Source organism: Bradyrhizobium sp. 190, assembly GCF_023073415.1.
In the GTDB taxonomy this organism is placed as follows: Bacteria; Pseudomonadota; Alphaproteobacteria; order Rhizobiales; family Xanthobacteraceae; genus Bradyrhizobium.
On record NZ_JADPJL010000024.1, the window covers coordinates 235,533 to 250,238 of the forward strand.

General features: G+C 62.8%; 12 protein-coding genes and 1 pseudogene. 5 read left to right on the forward strand and 8 right to left on the reverse strand.

Features of this window, described 5'->3' with window-relative positions:
* Positions 1 to 463: 463 nt before the first annotated feature.
* The 4 genes and pseudogenes from IVB22_RS17490 to IVB22_RS17505 all read right to left on the reverse strand — a co-directional run.
* Positions 464 to 2,269, reverse strand: coding sequence for a hypothetical protein (locus IVB22_RS17490; protein WP_247518545.1), 1,806 nt, complete (start codon positions 2,267 to 2,269; stop codon positions 464 to 466).
* A 541-nt stretch (positions 2,270 to 2,810) separates the two neighbouring features.
* Entirely contained in the window at positions 2,811 to 5,969 is a 3,159-nt protein-coding gene (locus IVB22_RS17495; protein WP_247518546.1) for a multidrug efflux RND transporter permease subunit, read from the reverse strand.
* A 9-nt stretch (positions 5,970 to 5,978) separates the two neighbouring features.
* Positions 5,979 to 7,184 carry an efflux RND transporter periplasmic adaptor subunit gene (locus IVB22_RS17500; RefSeq protein ID WP_247518547.1) on the reverse strand — a complete coding sequence of 402 codons (1,206 nt, stop codon included), beginning with the start codon at positions 7,182 to 7,184 and terminating at the stop codon, positions 5,979 to 5,981.
* A 340-nt stretch (positions 7,185 to 7,524) separates the two neighbouring features.
* Positions 7,525 to 7,805, reverse strand: a pseudogene (locus tag IVB22_RS17505) (class I SAM-dependent methyltransferase); the annotation flags it as partial.
* A gap of 305 nt (positions 7,806 to 8,110) precedes the next feature.
* On the opposite strand from IVB22_RS17505, the gene IVB22_RS17510 reads away from it, so the two are divergent.
* The 4 genes from IVB22_RS17510 to IVB22_RS17525 all read left to right on the forward strand — a co-directional run bounded on the left by IVB22_RS17510 (position 8,111) and on the right by IVB22_RS17525 (position 11,029).
* Positions 8,111 to 9,106: a flagellar motor protein MotA gene (locus IVB22_RS17510; protein WP_247518548.1), complete on the forward strand. Its 996-nt coding sequence runs from the start codon at positions 8,111 to 8,113 to the stop codon at positions 9,104 to 9,106.
* A gap of 136 nt (positions 9,107 to 9,242) precedes the next feature.
* The gene (locus IVB22_RS17515; RefSeq protein ID WP_247518549.1) at positions 9,243 to 10,271 is read left to right on the forward strand and encodes a peptidoglycan -binding protein; all 1,029 of its coding nucleotides are present in this window, start codon (positions 9,243 to 9,245) and stop codon (positions 10,269 to 10,271) included.
* Positions 10,271 to 10,720, forward strand: coding sequence for a GNAT family N-acetyltransferase (locus IVB22_RS17520; RefSeq protein WP_247518550.1), 450 nt, complete (start codon positions 10,271 to 10,273; stop codon positions 10,718 to 10,720). Before IVB22_RS17515 ends, IVB22_RS17520 begins: the two co-directional genes overlap by 1 nt.
* Positions 10,721 to 10,795: 75 nt before the next feature.
* Positions 10,796 to 11,029: a hypothetical protein gene (locus tag IVB22_RS17525; protein ID WP_247518551.1), complete on the forward strand. Its 234-nt coding sequence runs from the start codon at positions 10,796 to 10,798 to the stop codon at positions 11,027 to 11,029.
* Here the strand turns inward: IVB22_RS17525 and IVB22_RS17530 are convergent, their stop codons facing one another.
* The gene (locus tag IVB22_RS17530) at positions 11,030 to 11,230 is read right to left on the reverse strand and encodes a hypothetical protein (protein ID WP_247518552.1); all 201 of its coding nucleotides are present in this window, start codon (positions 11,228 to 11,230) and stop codon (positions 11,030 to 11,032) included. It abuts the gene before it with no gap.
* Between the two features lie 67 nt (positions 11,231 to 11,297).
* Positions 11,298 to 13,154, reverse strand: coding sequence for an ABC transporter transmembrane domain-containing protein (locus tag IVB22_RS17535; protein ID WP_247518553.1), 1,857 nt, complete (start codon positions 13,152 to 13,154; stop codon positions 11,298 to 11,300).
* 179 nt (positions 13,155 to 13,333) lie between these two features.
* Between IVB22_RS17535 and rpmE the strand changes: the two genes are divergently transcribed.
* The gene (rpmE, locus tag IVB22_RS17540) at positions 13,334 to 13,561 is read left to right on the forward strand and encodes a 50S ribosomal protein L31 (RefSeq protein WP_108514241.1); all 228 of its coding nucleotides are present in this window, start codon (positions 13,334 to 13,336) and stop codon (positions 13,559 to 13,561) included.
* 165 nt (positions 13,562 to 13,726) lie between these two features.
* Here rpmE and IVB22_RS17545 read toward each other — a convergent pair whose 3' ends face one another.
* Together IVB22_RS17545 and IVB22_RS17550 are read right to left on the reverse strand one after the other, a co-directional pair.
* A complete protein-coding gene (locus tag IVB22_RS17545) occupies positions 13,727 to 14,239 on the reverse strand; it encodes a DUF1465 family protein (protein WP_247518554.1) in 513 nt (170 codons plus the stop codon).
* Between the two features lie 269 nt (positions 14,240 to 14,508).
* On the reverse strand, positions 14,509 to 14,706 hold a 198-nt coding region (locus IVB22_RS17550; protein WP_247518555.1), incomplete at its 5' end, for a hypothetical protein.

Genomic DNA, 14,706 nt, shown 5'->3' on the forward strand with positions numbered 1-14,706 from the left:
GCCAAAATATTGAAAACAACCCCATGCACCGTAGCGGCACTCGTCGGGTGCCGAAGCAGACATTTGACGCGTCCGGCAAATCAGCGAGACAATGCTAACATCCGGTAGACTGGAGCGTGGATTTGTTGGCGCAACCCATTCGAATTGATACGAGGTGCGCATCCGTGACTCGATTGCGGACGCTGGACTAGTGAGCGGGACAGCGGGACGGTTATTGCGATATTCGCAATGCCGCGACGGAATCGTTGCTTCGGACTGCCATGTGCCGAGTGTTGGGAGCGATCCGGCCAGAGACGGATCGATGCGGCATGGGCGCTGGCACGACACGCGGCTGAAGTCGCGCCATGGGCCTCCGCGGTCGCGCGGCCGACGCGCCCGCGTCCCCCGCGGGCCGCGCATGGTCCGGAACGCATCGCGAGAATCGTCTTCCGATCTAGTGCAGCGCCATGGCTATGGATGCAGCTTATTTCGTCAACCCGACCAGGCCCGCCGCGATAAACGATCCGAGGATCCAGCCGAAGATTCTGTGGAAATAGAAATAGTACCGTGCCCAGGGCGTCTTCAGATCGATCTCGTAGTGCAGCTCGCGCAATTTGATTATCGGGAGCAGCATGTCGAAACTATACGCCAGCCCATAGGGCATGCGTCGCTGCCTTGCCTCTTCGGTCAGAGAGAAGACGGCGGCGCCGATGACTATGAAGATCGCCGCCCACAGACCTGGTAGATACATCTTGTATCCATAGCCCGTCAGCAGTCGCGAGCCGCTGAGGACGAACGCCGTGCCGAGACTAGACAGCAGGGTGGAGGGTTCGAGGCTTTTGATCTTCTGGAACGCTTCGGCGAGCTCTAGATCGCGTGACGCGAAGCCGATTTGGTTGCCCACGTCCTCGTTCCCGTTGGCGATCATTGTCGCCTTGATGCGGGAATAGGTCTGTGGAGCGAAGGACGTACGCGCGAGCCACGCCTTCAACCAGGAGGCCTGCTTGTCGGCATCCTGCGACTGCGCTTGCTCCGCGCCGCGACTGGGATTGCGATTGGAGTTGAAGTCGAAGAAGCCGATCTTCGCACCGTCCAGATCGATTGAGGTCGGCCAGTAGTGGAGATCGAGGTCGAGAGGCGTCGCGATCGACCCCACGCTGCTCTTGTTCAGGTTCAGACGCGCACCTGCGCTCCACGTCGTTTGCCCGGACTGCAGCCCGGGCCTCTCGTTGAAGCCGATGTCGAGCGCGTTCTTGATGGTCGCGCCACTCGCGTCGACGTCCTTGAGTATCGTGCCCAGCAGGGTCAGCGACGCGGAAAGCTCCGCGTTCTCGAACGATGTTTTTCCCTCGATGCGTGTGCGGTTCAGATGCAGGTCCTGCAGGACGCGGACGGAATAGAGATTGAGGACGGGCGGCGCCGCGTTCGGACCTCCTATCTGCGAAGCTACGATGTTCAGTTGTCCCCGCACCTCGCTCGAAGCCAGAACGACCCTCTGCGCCGCGATCCTGAACAGATTGACGGAACCGTTCGTTCGGACGTGGAGCAGTCTCAAGGTGTCGTCGACATCGGCATCGAGCACGTCGAGGTCGCCTGCGACGGTTGATCCGGACAGATCGACGCTGGCTAGTTTCACTTTGGGGAAGGAGATGTCGCCGTTGGTGGTCGCTTGATCGCTTCCACCCAGGAAGACGCTGCCGTCGATGCGGGAGTTGACGGCCTTGATCCCCTTTGCGAACGACGATTTGATGAAGGACAAGGAACCGGAGAAACGACTTCCGGAGAGATCGGCCACCTCTTCGAACCGACTGTCCGCGATGACTAGGGAGCTTTCGACCGTGAGATCCCGCAGCTGAAGGGGGCCCGTCACGCGGGCGCCTGCGATCGATAGACTGGCGTGCTTGAACCGATCTCGGTAGGGACTTTCGGTCAGCAACGTCGCGAGAAAGGACGACGAGATCACGTCGTCCTCGTTTCCCTGCCCGGCGCCGGCCTGCACCGCACGGAGTTGGATGCGTCCGGTTTCGCAAAGGGTCGTCCAGTTGCTCCGTTCGCGCGGGGACCACGACGCCTCGAATTGACCGCAGCTCGGTTGGCCAGCGAAGGCCGAACTGGACGGGGCGAGCGCCGGCGTCAGGATGAGAATTGCGCGCATCAGGACGTTCGTCGAGAAATTGTTCGACAACATGATGAGTCCATAAAGTAGGCGGCGCACCGGGTCTTGACAGTGCGGACGCGAGCCCCAACATAAAGTTGTGGCATAAAAGCTCAGGAGCAGTCGCGTGCGCAAGTTTCTGATGATCGTCTTGGCGGCAGCAGCGTGCTACGGAGGTTCCGTGGCGTTCTTCGGTCACGATGCGTCGGCAGGTGCGGGTATAAACTGCGAAGGGAAGGTTTGCTGATCTGACCTCTTGTCAGGTCCGAATGACGGCTTTTACCTTGGGCGCATCGATTGCCGCGACCGGTGTGTGGCGCGGAGCTCGCGGAACGCCGATCCGCTGGGGCGGCATCATAGGCTAGGGATCGATTTGTCGCATGCAAAGCCCGGCGACCGACCGGGCAGAACGCAGAAATGATCGCGTGATGAAACGCGGCCATTTCGAGGTACATTTGACCAAGGCTCGGGGTGTCTTTGGAGAAGATGCGGCTCCGTTCGAAGCTAGGCGGCAACCCGATCCGGAGGGGCGGGGCCGTCTGGACGTGCGGCCATTTGGGCGAGGACGATGACGAGCACACGAGCAACTCATCACCAGAGCAGTTTCATGGTGTTATAATACCTGAATTCGAGAAGAGCTTTGCGCTCTGCGATGTGGAGGCCGGCTCCCTCCAGGTCAGTGGCTGGGCCGCGCCGGCGCCGGCGGCCCGTGCGGTTCGCTCGCCGCCACCTTCGGCTCCCGATCCCCAGCCAGCACGCGCTGCACGGAGACGAAGAACACCGGCACCATCAGCAGCGCCAGGATCACCACCGCGATCATGCCGCCCATGACGCTGGTGCCGAGGGCCTGCTGGCTGGCGCCGCCGGCGCCGGTCGCGATCGCCATCGGCAGCACGCCGCAAACGAAGGCCAGGCCCGTCATCAGGATCGGGCGGAAGCGAAGCGAGCAGGCTTCGATCGTTGCCTCGACCAGCGGCTTGCCTTGGGCGCGCAGATCCTTGGCGAACTCGATGATGAGGATGGCGTCTTTTGCCGCCAGCCCGATGATGGTGATCAGGCCGACGGTGAAATAGACGTCGTTCGGCAGGCCGCGCATGGTCGCTGCGATCACCGCGCCGCAGATGCCGAGCGGCACCGTCAACAAGACCGCGATCGGAATGGTCCAGCTTTCGTAGAGCGCGGCGAGCAGCAGGAACACGACCAGCACCGAGAGGCCGAGCAGGAACGGCGCCTGCGAGCCCGACAGCTTCTCCTGCAGCGATTGCCCGGTCCATTCGAAACCGAAGCCGCGTGGCAGCTTGCCCGCGAGCCGCTCCATCTCGACGATGGCGTCGCCGGACGTGAAGCCGGGCTTGGCTTCGCCGGAGATGCGCACGGCGGGATAGTAGTTGAAGCCGGCGATCTGGGTCGGCCCCTTCGACCACTGCACCGTGGCGAAGGCTGAGAACGGCACCAATTGGCCGCGGTTGTTCTTGACGTTGTAATTGAGGATGTCGTCGGCGTTCATGCGGCTGGCGCGGTCGGCCTGCACGATCACGCGCTGCATCCGCCCGCGGTTCGGGAAGTCGTTGATGTAGTTCGAGCCGAGATTGGTCGAGATGGTCTGGTTGATATCCTCGAAGGTGACGCCGAATGCGCCGGCCTTTTCGCGGTCGATCATCAGATTGACCTGCGGCGCCGGCGGCAGGCCCTCGACATAGACCTTCTGCAGCACGCGGCCGGCATTGGCTTCCGCGATCAGCCGGTCGGCGGCGGCGACCAGTGCCGGATAACCCTTCTGGCCGCGGTCCTGCAGGCGGAAGGAGAAGCCCGAGGAATTGCCGAGGTTGTCGATCGGCGGCGGCTGCAGCGCCGAAATCCTGGCGTCGCGGATCGAGGAGGAGAGATCGCGGTTGACGTCGGCGACGATCGCTGCGGCGGAATCCTTAGGGCCGCGCTCCGACCAGTCCTTCAGCGTGATGAAGGCCTGTGCGGTGTTCATGCCCTGGCCGAGGAAGCTGAAACCGGTCAGGAACGTCACGTCCTCGACGCCAGCGCGCTCGCGCAGATATTTTTCAACCTGCTCCACCGCCGCCTCGGTGCGCGCATAGGAGGAGTCCGACGGCGTCTGCACGTCGGTCGTAATGAAGCCCTGGTCGTCGACGGGGAGAAAGCCGCCGGGCAGCCGAACGAAGGCCCAGCCGAGCCCGATCAACAGCGCCACGTAGATCAGCATCAGCCGCCCGGTGCGCTTCAACGAACCCTTTACGGTGCGCGTGTAGCCGCCGCGGCCCGACTCGAGCACGCGGTTGAACCAGCCGAACACGCCCTTGCGCGCGTGACCATGGCCGGCTTCCACAGGCTTCAGCAGTGTCGCACAGAGCGCCGGCGTCAGCGACAGCGCCAGCAGCGCGGAGAAAGCAATGGCGGACACCATGGTGACCGAGAACTGGCGGTAGATGATGCCGACCGATCCCGGGAAGAACGCCATCGGCACGAACACCGCCATCAGCACCAGCGTGATGCCGATGATGGCGCTCGTGATCTGCGACATCGCCTTGCGGGTCGCTTCCTTCGGCGGCAGGCCCTCCTCGGCCATGATGCGCTCGACGTTCTCGACCACGACGATGGCGTCGTCGACGAGGATGCCGACCGCCAGCACCATGCCGAACATGGTCAGCATGTTGATGGAATAGCCGGCCGCCATCAGCATCGCGCAGGTGCCGAGCAGCGCCACCGGCACCACGATGGTCGGGATGATGGTGTAGCGGATGTTCTGCAGGAACAGGAACATCACGATGAAGACCAGCACCACCGCCTCGACCAGCGTCATCAGCACCTTGTTGATCGAGGCCTTGACGACGGGGGTGATGTTGTAGGGGATTTCATAGCCGATATTGGCCGGGAAGAACTTTGACAGTTCCTTCATCTTGGCTTCGACGGCGCTCGCGGTCGCGAGCGCGTTGCCGGTCGGCGACAGCAGCACCGAAAGGCCCGCGGTCGGCTTGCCGTTGAGCCGCGTGTTGAACTGGTAGCTCAAGCCGCCGATCTCGATGCGCGCGACGTCGCGCAGCCGCACGGTCGATCCGTCCGGATTGGCGCGCAGCGTAATCGCGCCGAATTCCTCGGGCGAGGAGAGCTGGCCCTTGACCAATACCAGCGCCGAAATCTTCTGTTCCGGCGTGCTCGGCTCCGCGCCGACGCTGCCCGAGGCGACCTGCGCGTTCTGGGCAGTTATCGCCTTGTTGACGTCGTCGGCGGTGAGGCCGTAGCCGACCAGCTTTGCGGGATCGACCCAGATGCGCAGGGAACGTTCGGTTGAATAGAGCGTGGCACGGCCGACGCCGGGAATGCGCCTGATTTCGCCGAGCACGTTTCGGATCATGAAATCGCCGAGGCCGATTTCGTCGAGCGAGCCGTCGGCCGAGTTCAGCGTGATGATCTGCAGCACGGCCGAGGAGGCTTCCTCGACCAGGATGCCCTGCTGGATCACCGCGCGCGGCAGCCGCGCCTCGACGCGCTTGAGACGGTTCTGAACTTCCACCGAGGCCGCGCCGGTTTCGGTGCCGGGCACGAAGTTGGCGATGATTTCGACCTGCCCCAGCGAGTCAGAGGTGGATTCGAAGTTGAGGATGCCGGAGGCGCCGTTGAGCTCCTCCTCGATCAGCCGCGTGACGCTGTTGTAGAGGTTTTCGGGCGACGCGCCGGGATAGCTGGTCGAGATCGAGATCGAGGGCGGCGCGATGATCGGATATTGCGCGACCGCCAACAGCGGAACCGAGATCGCGCCGATCAAACAGATGAAAAGCGCGACGACCCAGGCGAAGATCGGCCTATCAATGAAGAAACTAGGCATATCCCGATCTCAGCGGGAGGCTTGCGTCGCCGGTGCGGCCGGTATGCTGCCAACCGAGGCATCCGCATCGATCCACGCTTTCGACTTGACCTTGTCGCCGGGCACGAATTTCTGGAACCCGTCGACGATGACGCGGTCGCCATCCTTGAGGCCCTCACTGACCAGCCACAGGCCGTCCTGCACCGCGCCGGCGCGGACCGGCTGCGTCGCCACGCGGCCGTCGTCCTTGACCACGAAAACCTCGCTGCCGCCGCCGGCGTCGCGCTGGATCGCCTGCTGCGGCACAGCCATGGCGTCGGAATCGATACCCTGTTCGATCAGGACGCGGACATACATGCCCGGCAGCAGTTCGCGATTCGGATTCGGAAACTGGCCGCGCAGCGTGACCTGTCCGGTATAGGCATCCACCTTGGCTTCGGAAAACAGCAGTTTGCCGGGAACCGGATAGACCGTTCCGTCGTCCAGCACGAGCCGGACCTTGGCGGCGTCGGGTGCAATCCGGTCGAGATCGCCACTGTCAAAAGCACGGCGCAGCTTGTTCATCTCCGAGACCGATTGGGTGAAGTCGGCGTAGATCGGGTCGAGCTGCTGGATCGTGGCGAGACTGGTGGTCTCGTTCTGCACCACCAGCGCGCCTTCGCTCACCAGCGCGGCGCCGACGACGCCGCTGATCGGCGCACGGATCGTGGCATAGTCGAGGTTCAGCCTGGCGCGTGCGACGTCGGCGTTGCGGCTGCCGACCTCGGCCTCGGCCTGGCGCTGGGCAGCGATGGCTTTTTCGTTCTCGGCCTCGGGCGCCGCGCGCTGGTTGGTCAGCGTCGCGATGCGCCGCGCATGCTGTGCGGCGAGATCGAGCGCAGCCTCAGCCTTGTCCAGCGCGGCTTCGCTCGCCTGCAGCTCCACCTCGAACGGCTTGGGGTCGATCCGGTACAGCGGATCGCCAGCTTTAACCTCGGTTCCCTGCTGGAACAGGCGCTCGACGACGATGCCCGAAACCCGTGCACGAACTTCCGAAACCCGGGTGGGCGCAATCCGGCCCGGCAATTCACGCACAACGGCGCGGGCCTGGGAGCGAACGGTGAAGGTGCCTACTTCGGGTTCGGGAGGTTTTACCGCTGCGGTAGCGGCGATCGGTTCATTGCAGCCAGCCAAAAGCGGCGCCATCGCAGCTAACATCAATACGATGCATGCCGATTGCGTTCGAAGTCCGGACATTGAAGATATTGCCCCAGTTCAAGTTGGAAAGCGCGAATTGAGCGTTCGCGGCGTTGTGGTAAGAGGTCGTATTAGGGACCTCGGGAACTCACGGTTGATGGCATATAGGATAGGGAGAGCCTGCTGCGACGCAATACGGTTTCGCGGCGGCCCAATGTCACACAACGCTATCGCGCTGAAATAGCTTCAATTTTTCCAGACTCACTCGATTGTGAGCCGGTTCCATTTTCGATCTCAGCAATGGACCTCAAAAAATGAATAAAAACTTATCCATTAGTTGCACGACAAGCAGCCCCCCGCCTTATTTGAAGGCGATAAGCACGAATCAGTAAATGCTTCGTTAACCGGCCGCCTTCAGCCGGTAATGGCTCACGCTCCACTCGCTGCCATCGGCGTAACCGAACAGGCCTGTGGTGACGCGAAGGAAGCAGCGCCAGCGCCGCATCCACAACGCGGTCTCGCCGCCATAGACCTTGCGAAGCACGCGCTCGATTTCGTCGCGATGGCCAATCCTTCGCGGTGGCGCTGATAATGCACGCCGCTCCAGCGCCCTTCCTTTCCGACCTCGAACAGATCGGCATATTGCCGGATCGGATGATGGCTCGGCATCACGCCGCCGGAGCGAAGAGGTCCAGATCGTATCGACCCAACCGGAATTGCCGGTCCGCTGCTACAGCGCCAGGCGGCCCGCCATCAGGACCGCAAACGACGCGGCAATGGCCACCAGCGCCTCTGAGATATAGGCCGTCAATAAAAATCCCGGTTGGACATCGAAACGTTCCAAAATACGCTGATGTCAAAGCCGGGTTTCGGGAAGAGGTTCCACCATCGTCTATTCGAAATCGCGGCTTCTCAGCTTTTTTCTCCAGCCCGCTGTGCCATATTGGTTCCACAACGCGGCTTTTCGTAACGGATGACACCTGCAAATGCCCTCAGGCCCTTCCTCCCGCTCCGAAATGGAGATCGAACTGAGCAAACTGTCCTCGCCCCGGATTTTTCTGGTGCGAATGCTGGTGTTCCTGGTGCTGTGCGCGCTGGTCATGGTCGTGCTCTACAAGCAGATCATGGTCGCGTTCTTTGCCAACCCCGGCCTCAACGCACTGATCGGCGGGGTGCTCCTGATCGGCATCATCCTGTCGTTCCGGCAGGTGATCCGGCTCTATCCGGAAGTGGCCTGGGTCAACAATTTCCGTATCGCCGATCCCGGGCTCGCGATCGAGCGGCGGCCGACCCTGCTGGCGCCGATGGCGGCGATCCTCGGCGGCGAGCGCTCCGGGCGGATGACGATCTCGCAGCAGACCATGCGGCACCTGCTCGATTCGATCGCAACGCGGCTGGATGAAGCCCGCGATATTTCCCGCTACATGACGGGCTTGCTGGTCTTTCTCGGCCTGCTCGGCACCTTCTGGGGTCTGATCGAAACCGTAGGTTCCGTCGGCAAGGTGATCGACGGCTTGAAGGTCGGCGGCGATTCCGGCGCCCTGTTCGACACCCTGAAGGACGGGCTGGCCGCGCCGCTCGCAGGCATGGGCATTTCGTTCTCGTCCTCGCTGTTCGGCCTCGCCGGCTCCCTGATCCTGGGCTTTCTCGACCTGCAGTCGAGCCAGGCGCAGAACCGCTTCTACACCGACCTCGAGGACTGGCTCGCCTCCACCGTGCGCGAATATGGCGACGGCGGCTCCGGACTCGGCGGCGAATTGCAACATGCGATGGAACGTATACGCGCGGTGGCTGAAGAGAGCGGCGGCAGCCGCAGCACCACGGCGGCGATGGCCAACCTCGCCGAGGCCATCCAGGGCCTGGTCGCGCATATGCGCACCGAGCAGCAGATGATCCGCGAATGGGCCGACGGCCAGGGCGAGCAGAACCGCGAGATCAAGAAGCTCCTGGAGCGGATCGCCAAACAGCCCGAGAAGAGCTGAACGAGAGCACGCCCCGGACCGCAGTGCGGCACGAAGTGCTGCGCTGCAGAGCCGGGGCCCATCGAGACAGGTCCCGGCTCTGCGGAGCAGCGTTTCACGCTGCACCGCGTCCGGGACACGATAGTGGAGACGACGAATGGCCCTCGCCCGTGCACGCCGCAATGATTCCGGTTTCAACTACTGGCCGGGGTTCGTCGACGCATTGTCGACGCTGGTGCTGTCGATCGTGTTCCTGCTGTCGGTGTTTCTGGTGGTGCAGTTCTTCCTGTCGCAGGAGGTCACCGGCAAGGACAAGGCGCTGGAGCAGCTCAACGCCAAGATCGCGCAGCTCAACGACCTGCTGTCGCTGGAGAAGCTCGGCAAGATCACGCTCGACGACCAGCTCGGGCAATTGCGCGCCGGCCTCGCCGCCGCAGAAGGCGAGCGCGACCGCATCAAGGGACTTTACGACGGGCTGGCCGGCGCCGGCGGCGACGCCCAGGGCCGCACCAACGAGCTCAACAAGGCGCTCGAATCCGAAAAGACGGTGAGCTCGCGCGCGCTCGCCCAGATCGAGGTGCTCAACCAGCAGATCAGCGCGCTGCGCCGCCAGCTCGCGGCGCTCGAGGAAGCACTGGAGGTCTCCGAAAAACGCGACAAGGAATCGCAGGGCCGGATTGCCGATCTCGGCCAGCGCCTGAATGTCGCGTTGGCGCAGCGCGTGCAGGAATTGTCGCGCTACCGTTCGGAATTCTTCGGCCGCCTGCGCGCCATTCTGGGCAATCGCCCCGATATCCGAATCGTCGGCGACCGTTTTGTCTTTCAGTCGGAAGTATTTTTTGACACCGGTCAGGCATTGCTGCTGCCCGAGGGCCGCGTCGAACTGGATAAACTCGCCACGGCGCTGATCGATCTGGACAAGCAGATTCCGAGCGAGATCGGCTGGGTGCTGCGGGTCGACGGCCACACCGACATGCGGCCGATCAACTCTCCGCTGTTCAAGTCGAACTGGGAATTGTCGTCGGCGCGCGCGATCTCCGTGGTGCAATATCTGGTCTTCCTCGGCGTCCCCGCGCAGCGGCTGGTCGCCGCCGGCTTTGCCGAATTCCAGCCGCTCGACACCGCGCCCACCGAAGAAGCCTACAAGCGCAACCGCCGCATCGAACTGAAGCTGACGGAACGGTAGTGACCGCAGATTTCACGCTCCGTCCCTATCGTCCCGAGGACGAAGACGCGGCGATCGAGCTGTGGCGGCTGACGTGGCAGCAGGCCTATCCCGCAATCGATTTCACCGCCCGCGTGGCGTGGTGGCGGGAGCGCTGGCGCAATGAACTGGTGCCGAATGCGGCGATCATTGTCGCCGAACAGGCGCAAGCCCTGGCCGGCTTCGTGACCATCGATGGCAACGGCTACCTCGATCAGCTCGTGGTCAGCCCGGATCACTGGGGCTCGAAACTGGCCACCGCATTGGTGGACGAAGCCAAGCGCCTGTCGCCCGGTGGCGTCACGCTCAAGGTCAACAAGGACAACGCGCGAGCCATCCGCTTCTATGAACGCAATGGTTTTGCACATGCCGGCGAGGACGTGAATCCTACGTCGAGAAGGCCGGTACTGAAAATGGCGTGGCGAGCGTGACATCAGTCACGGCCTTGACGGACCGGAACCTCTAATCAGTTCGGCGATTGCAAGCCCAACGGCGGAGGCGATCACATGACGCTGGCTGAATTTGCCAAGGGCTCGGCGACGTTTTTGGTGGTGATCGTCGCCGGATTGCTGTCAGAGACCTATCTCGATCGGTATCTCGCCGCGGCCGACAAAAAAGTGGCGTCGTCAAGCGACAGCGCCGAAGCGCCGGCGGCATGCGTCAGGAACGACGGCTCCTGGAAAAATTGGCCGTGGTCGAATGTGCCGATACTTTCGCCGAAGTGCCGCGAGGATCGCTAGTCAGATACGCCGAAACAGCACGCCAATAACCAACACGACATAGGCAATAGCCAGAACGTCGAAGACCCGCGACGAGCTGATGATCGGGACGGAAACATGAGCATAACGAACAAGAAGCGCGATAAGCGCCAGCACCAGTGAAATCAGGAATATCGCGAGTGACGGCGGCGTAAGCGCAAAACCTCCGCGGCGGTATGGCATGCCCCCTCCTATTTCCAGATTGAACGGGGTTACAACCGGCAGGCGACGTTCTGGTTCCCGCCTTTTTCTATCCTCCCTCGAATTGCAACCGCGCCAGCCGCGCGTACAACCCGTTCGCTGCAACCAGCTCCGCATGCGTGCCGTGCTCGACGATCTTGCCCTGATCCATCACCATAATCCGGTCGCAGGACAACACGGTGGCGAGACGATGCGCGATGACGAGCGTGGTGCGGTGGCGCATCAATTCCTCCAGCGCGGTCTGCACCAGCGTTTCGCTTTCGGCATCGAGCGCGGACGTGGCTTCGTCGAGCAGCAATAGCGGCGCGTCGCGCAGGATCGCGCGCGCAATCGCGATGCGCTGGCGCTGGCCGCCAGACAGCGTCACACCGCGCTCGCCGAGCTGCGCCTCGAATCCGCCAGGCAGGCGGCGCAGGAATTCGGAGGCATGCGCCAGATCGGCGGCGCGCTCGACTTCGGCATCGCTGGCGTCGGGCCGGCCGAAGCGGATATTTTCGCGCGCGGACGCCGCGAACACCACCGAGTCCTGCGGCACCAACGCGATGCGCGAGCGGACGTCGACCGGATCGGCCGATCTGACCGGTACGCCGTCGAGCGAAATCGTGCCGCGTGCGGGATCATAGAAGCGCAGCAAGAGGTGAAACAGCGTGCTCTTGCCCGCCCCTGACGGTCCGACGATTGCGACCTTTTCGCCGGCCTTGACCGCGAGCGAGACGTTGTCGATCGCAAGCGCGTCCGGCCGCGCCGGATAGGCGAAGCTGACATTTTCAAAACCGACGTCGCCGCGCGCAGGCTGCGGCAGCGCTGCCGGCTGCGGCGGGGCCGTGATCTGCGATTTGACCCGCAGGATCTCAAACAACCGCTCGGCGGCGCCAGACGCAGCCGAGACTTCGCCCCAGACCTCGCTGAGTTGGCCGAGACCGGCGGCGGCGAATGCCGCATACAGCACGAACTGGCCGAGCCGGCCCGGCGTGATCTGCCCGGTCAGCACGTCGTGCGAGCCGACCCAGAGGATCGCCACGACGCTGGAGAACACGATGAAGATGATGATCAGCGTCAGCACCGCGCGCGCCCGCGTCGAGCTGCGCGCCGCCTCATAGGCCTGCTCGACCTCGCCACCGAAGCGGTTGGTCGCCATCCGCTCGCTGGTATAGGCCTGCACGGTCCTGATCGCACCGATCAGTTCGGAGGCGTAGGCGCTGGCGTCCGCCAGCGTATCCTGCGCGTTACGCGACAGCCGCCGCACCCAGCGCCCGAACGCCACCAGCGGAATCACGATCAGCGGGATCGCCAACAGCACGAAGCCCGACAATTTCGGGCTCGTGATCACCATCATGGCGGTGGCGCCGATGAACAGCATCATGTTGCGCAGCGCGATCGACACCGACGCACCGACCGCCGATTTGATCTGGGTGGTATCGGCCGTCAGCCGCGACACCAGTTCGCCCGAGCGCGCGGAATCGAAGAACGCTGGCGACAGCGAGACCAGATGCGCGAACACGTCGCGCCTGAGATCGGCGACGATGCGCTCGCCGATCGTCATGACGAGGTAGTAGCGCGACGCGCTTGCCGCAGCCAGCACCGCGACAATGGCGATCATGACGCTGAAATAGCTGTTGATCAGGGCGATGCCTTCGGGGCTGAAGCCGAAATCGATCATGCGCCTGACCGCGATCGGCACCACGAGCGTGGTGATCGCCGCAACCGTCAGCGAGATGAAGGCGAGAGCCGCGCGTCCGCGATAGCGCGCGACGTAGGGCGCCAGCGCCAGTAGCGGGCGGAGCTTGGCGCTCGTCTTGGCCGGCGACTGCGTCAGCTGGGCCTCGATAAAGGCCTCTTCGTCGAGCAGGGCGTCGCGCCGTGGAGGCGTGCCAGGGGGGCCTTCAAACTGTTCCGCTGCGCTCATGAAATCCGACCGGTTTTGCCGCCCCCAGATAGGCCCCCGCGGCCCCCTCTGGCAAATCCGGGAGATTCCCAATCAGGCTTATACGTAGCTTGTTTTGGCGGGCGGCTTACGTTATAGAGCCGCCAAATCCCGTATCCCCTGACTTTTGCGACGGGCGCCGGCGCGCCGAAGGATATGCCATGAAAGCCGAAATTCATCCGAATTATCATACGATTACGGTCGTGATGACCGACGGGACCGAGTACCAGACCCGCTCCACCTGGGGCAAGGAAGGCGACAAGCTGAACCTCGATATCGACCCCAAATCGCATCCGGCCTGGACCGGCGGCTCGCAGCAGCTGCTCGACCGCGGCGGCCGTGTGTCGCGCTTCCAGAAGAAGTTTTCGGGCTTCCTCAAGAAGGATTGAGGGTTTTCGGACCCCTCCCGCTCCCGCCCAGACATGCAAAAACGCCCCGGTTTGCCGGGGCGTTTTTTTGTTCTTTCCGTCATTGCGAGCGTAGCGAAGCAATCCATGCCTCAACTTGCGGAGCTATGGATTGCTTCGCTTCGCTCGCAATGACGACGGAGAGATTTACTGCTCGAAGGCCGCCTTCAGGCGGTTGAGCTGCGGCACCAGCGGGTTGCCGATCGGGGCCCGCTCTGCTGACGGCGCGTGGATCGTGGTGTCGAGCCGGCGGACCCGCGTCTGCAGGCTCATCGAGCGCGCAATCAGATCCTGCAATTGCTGCGGCAGCTTTGCGATCATGTCCTCAGACCCGGGATCGGCGGCGGTGAGCTTGACTTTGGTCTTTTCCCGATTGGCCTGGGTCAGCGTCATCTCGCCTTCCTTGACCGCGCGATGCAGCAGCAGCCAGGACGCAAGCTGCATCAGGCGGGTGGTGAGGCGCATGCTTTCGGTTGCGTAAGTGAGGCTGACAGAGCGCTCGAGCGCCTTGGCCTCGGTGCGGCCGTCGCCGTCGAGATAGGCGGCGGTTTCCTCAACCAGGTCCATGCCTTCCCGAAACAGAACTCCGAATGCCGCGGAATTGGTGAGCCGCTCGCTGAACAGAACGAGCGCGGATTCGCTTTGCGAACGGTCCGCCATGGTTAACGCCCTCACGCCACTATTTGCCCCACCGGCTGTGAACCACCGGCTTATGATGAACAAATCATTGCGCTTGTCTGGGCGAGAGTCCAGCGGCAACCGGATTTATGGTTTCCAGCGTATGGGGGCACAAAATAGCCGTGCTGCGCACAAAAAAGAGCCGCCGTTTCCGGCGGCTTTTGAAGTTGATAACAGGGAGGCGTCAAACAGAGTGGACAGGAGCCACTCGGTGTCCAAACGAGGACAATGCCAGTCATAAAGGAGAAAGCTTAATCCTTCGTAAACGAGCGATTTTCTTTAGGGATTATTTGCCATGTCGGCCATTGGCCGAGTTTGATGTTGACACCACTGTGGGTCGTCTCTGCGAACGCACTAGCAGATGCACACATCGTGGCTGCGACGGAATGACTCGCTATGTTGATTTGGTCTTCCATGGTGACGAATTGCTGTGATTCTGTGTCTGGCAC

Bases quoted from the DNA above. Each gene is read 5' to 3' on its own strand.
- IVB22_RS17525 (WP_247518551.1), top strand. From the start codon at position 10,796: ATGACGCTGGCTGAATTTGCCAAGGGCTCGGCGACGTTTTTGGTGGTG.
- IVB22_RS17515 (WP_247518549.1), top strand. From the start codon at position 9,243: ATGGCCCTCGCCCGTGCACGCCGCAATGATTCCGGTTTCAACTACTGG.
- rpmE (WP_108514241.1), top strand. From the start codon at position 13,334: ATGAAAGCCGAAATTCATCCGAATTATCATACGATTACGGTCGTGATG.
- IVB22_RS17500 (WP_247518547.1), bottom strand. From the start codon at position 7,184: ATGTCCGGACTTCGAACGCAATCGGCATGCATCGTATTGATGTTAGCT.
- IVB22_RS17535 (WP_247518553.1), bottom strand. From the start codon at position 13,154: ATGAGCGCAGCGGAACAGTTTGAAGGCCCCCCTGGCACGCCTCCACGG.
- IVB22_RS17530 (WP_247518552.1), bottom strand. From the start codon at position 11,230: ATGCCATACCGCCGCGGAGGTTTTGCGCTTACGCCGCCGTCACTCGCG.
- IVB22_RS17545 (WP_247518554.1), bottom strand. From the start codon at position 14,239: ATGGCGGACCGTTCGCAAAGCGAATCCGCGCTCGTTCTGTTCAGCGAG.
- IVB22_RS17495 (WP_247518546.1), bottom strand. From the start codon at position 5,969: ATGCCTAGTTTCTTCATTGATAGGCCGATCTTCGCCTGGGTCGTCGCG.
- IVB22_RS17510 (WP_247518548.1), top strand. From the start codon at position 8,111: ATGCCCTCAGGCCCTTCCTCCCGCTCCGAAATGGAGATCGAACTGAGC.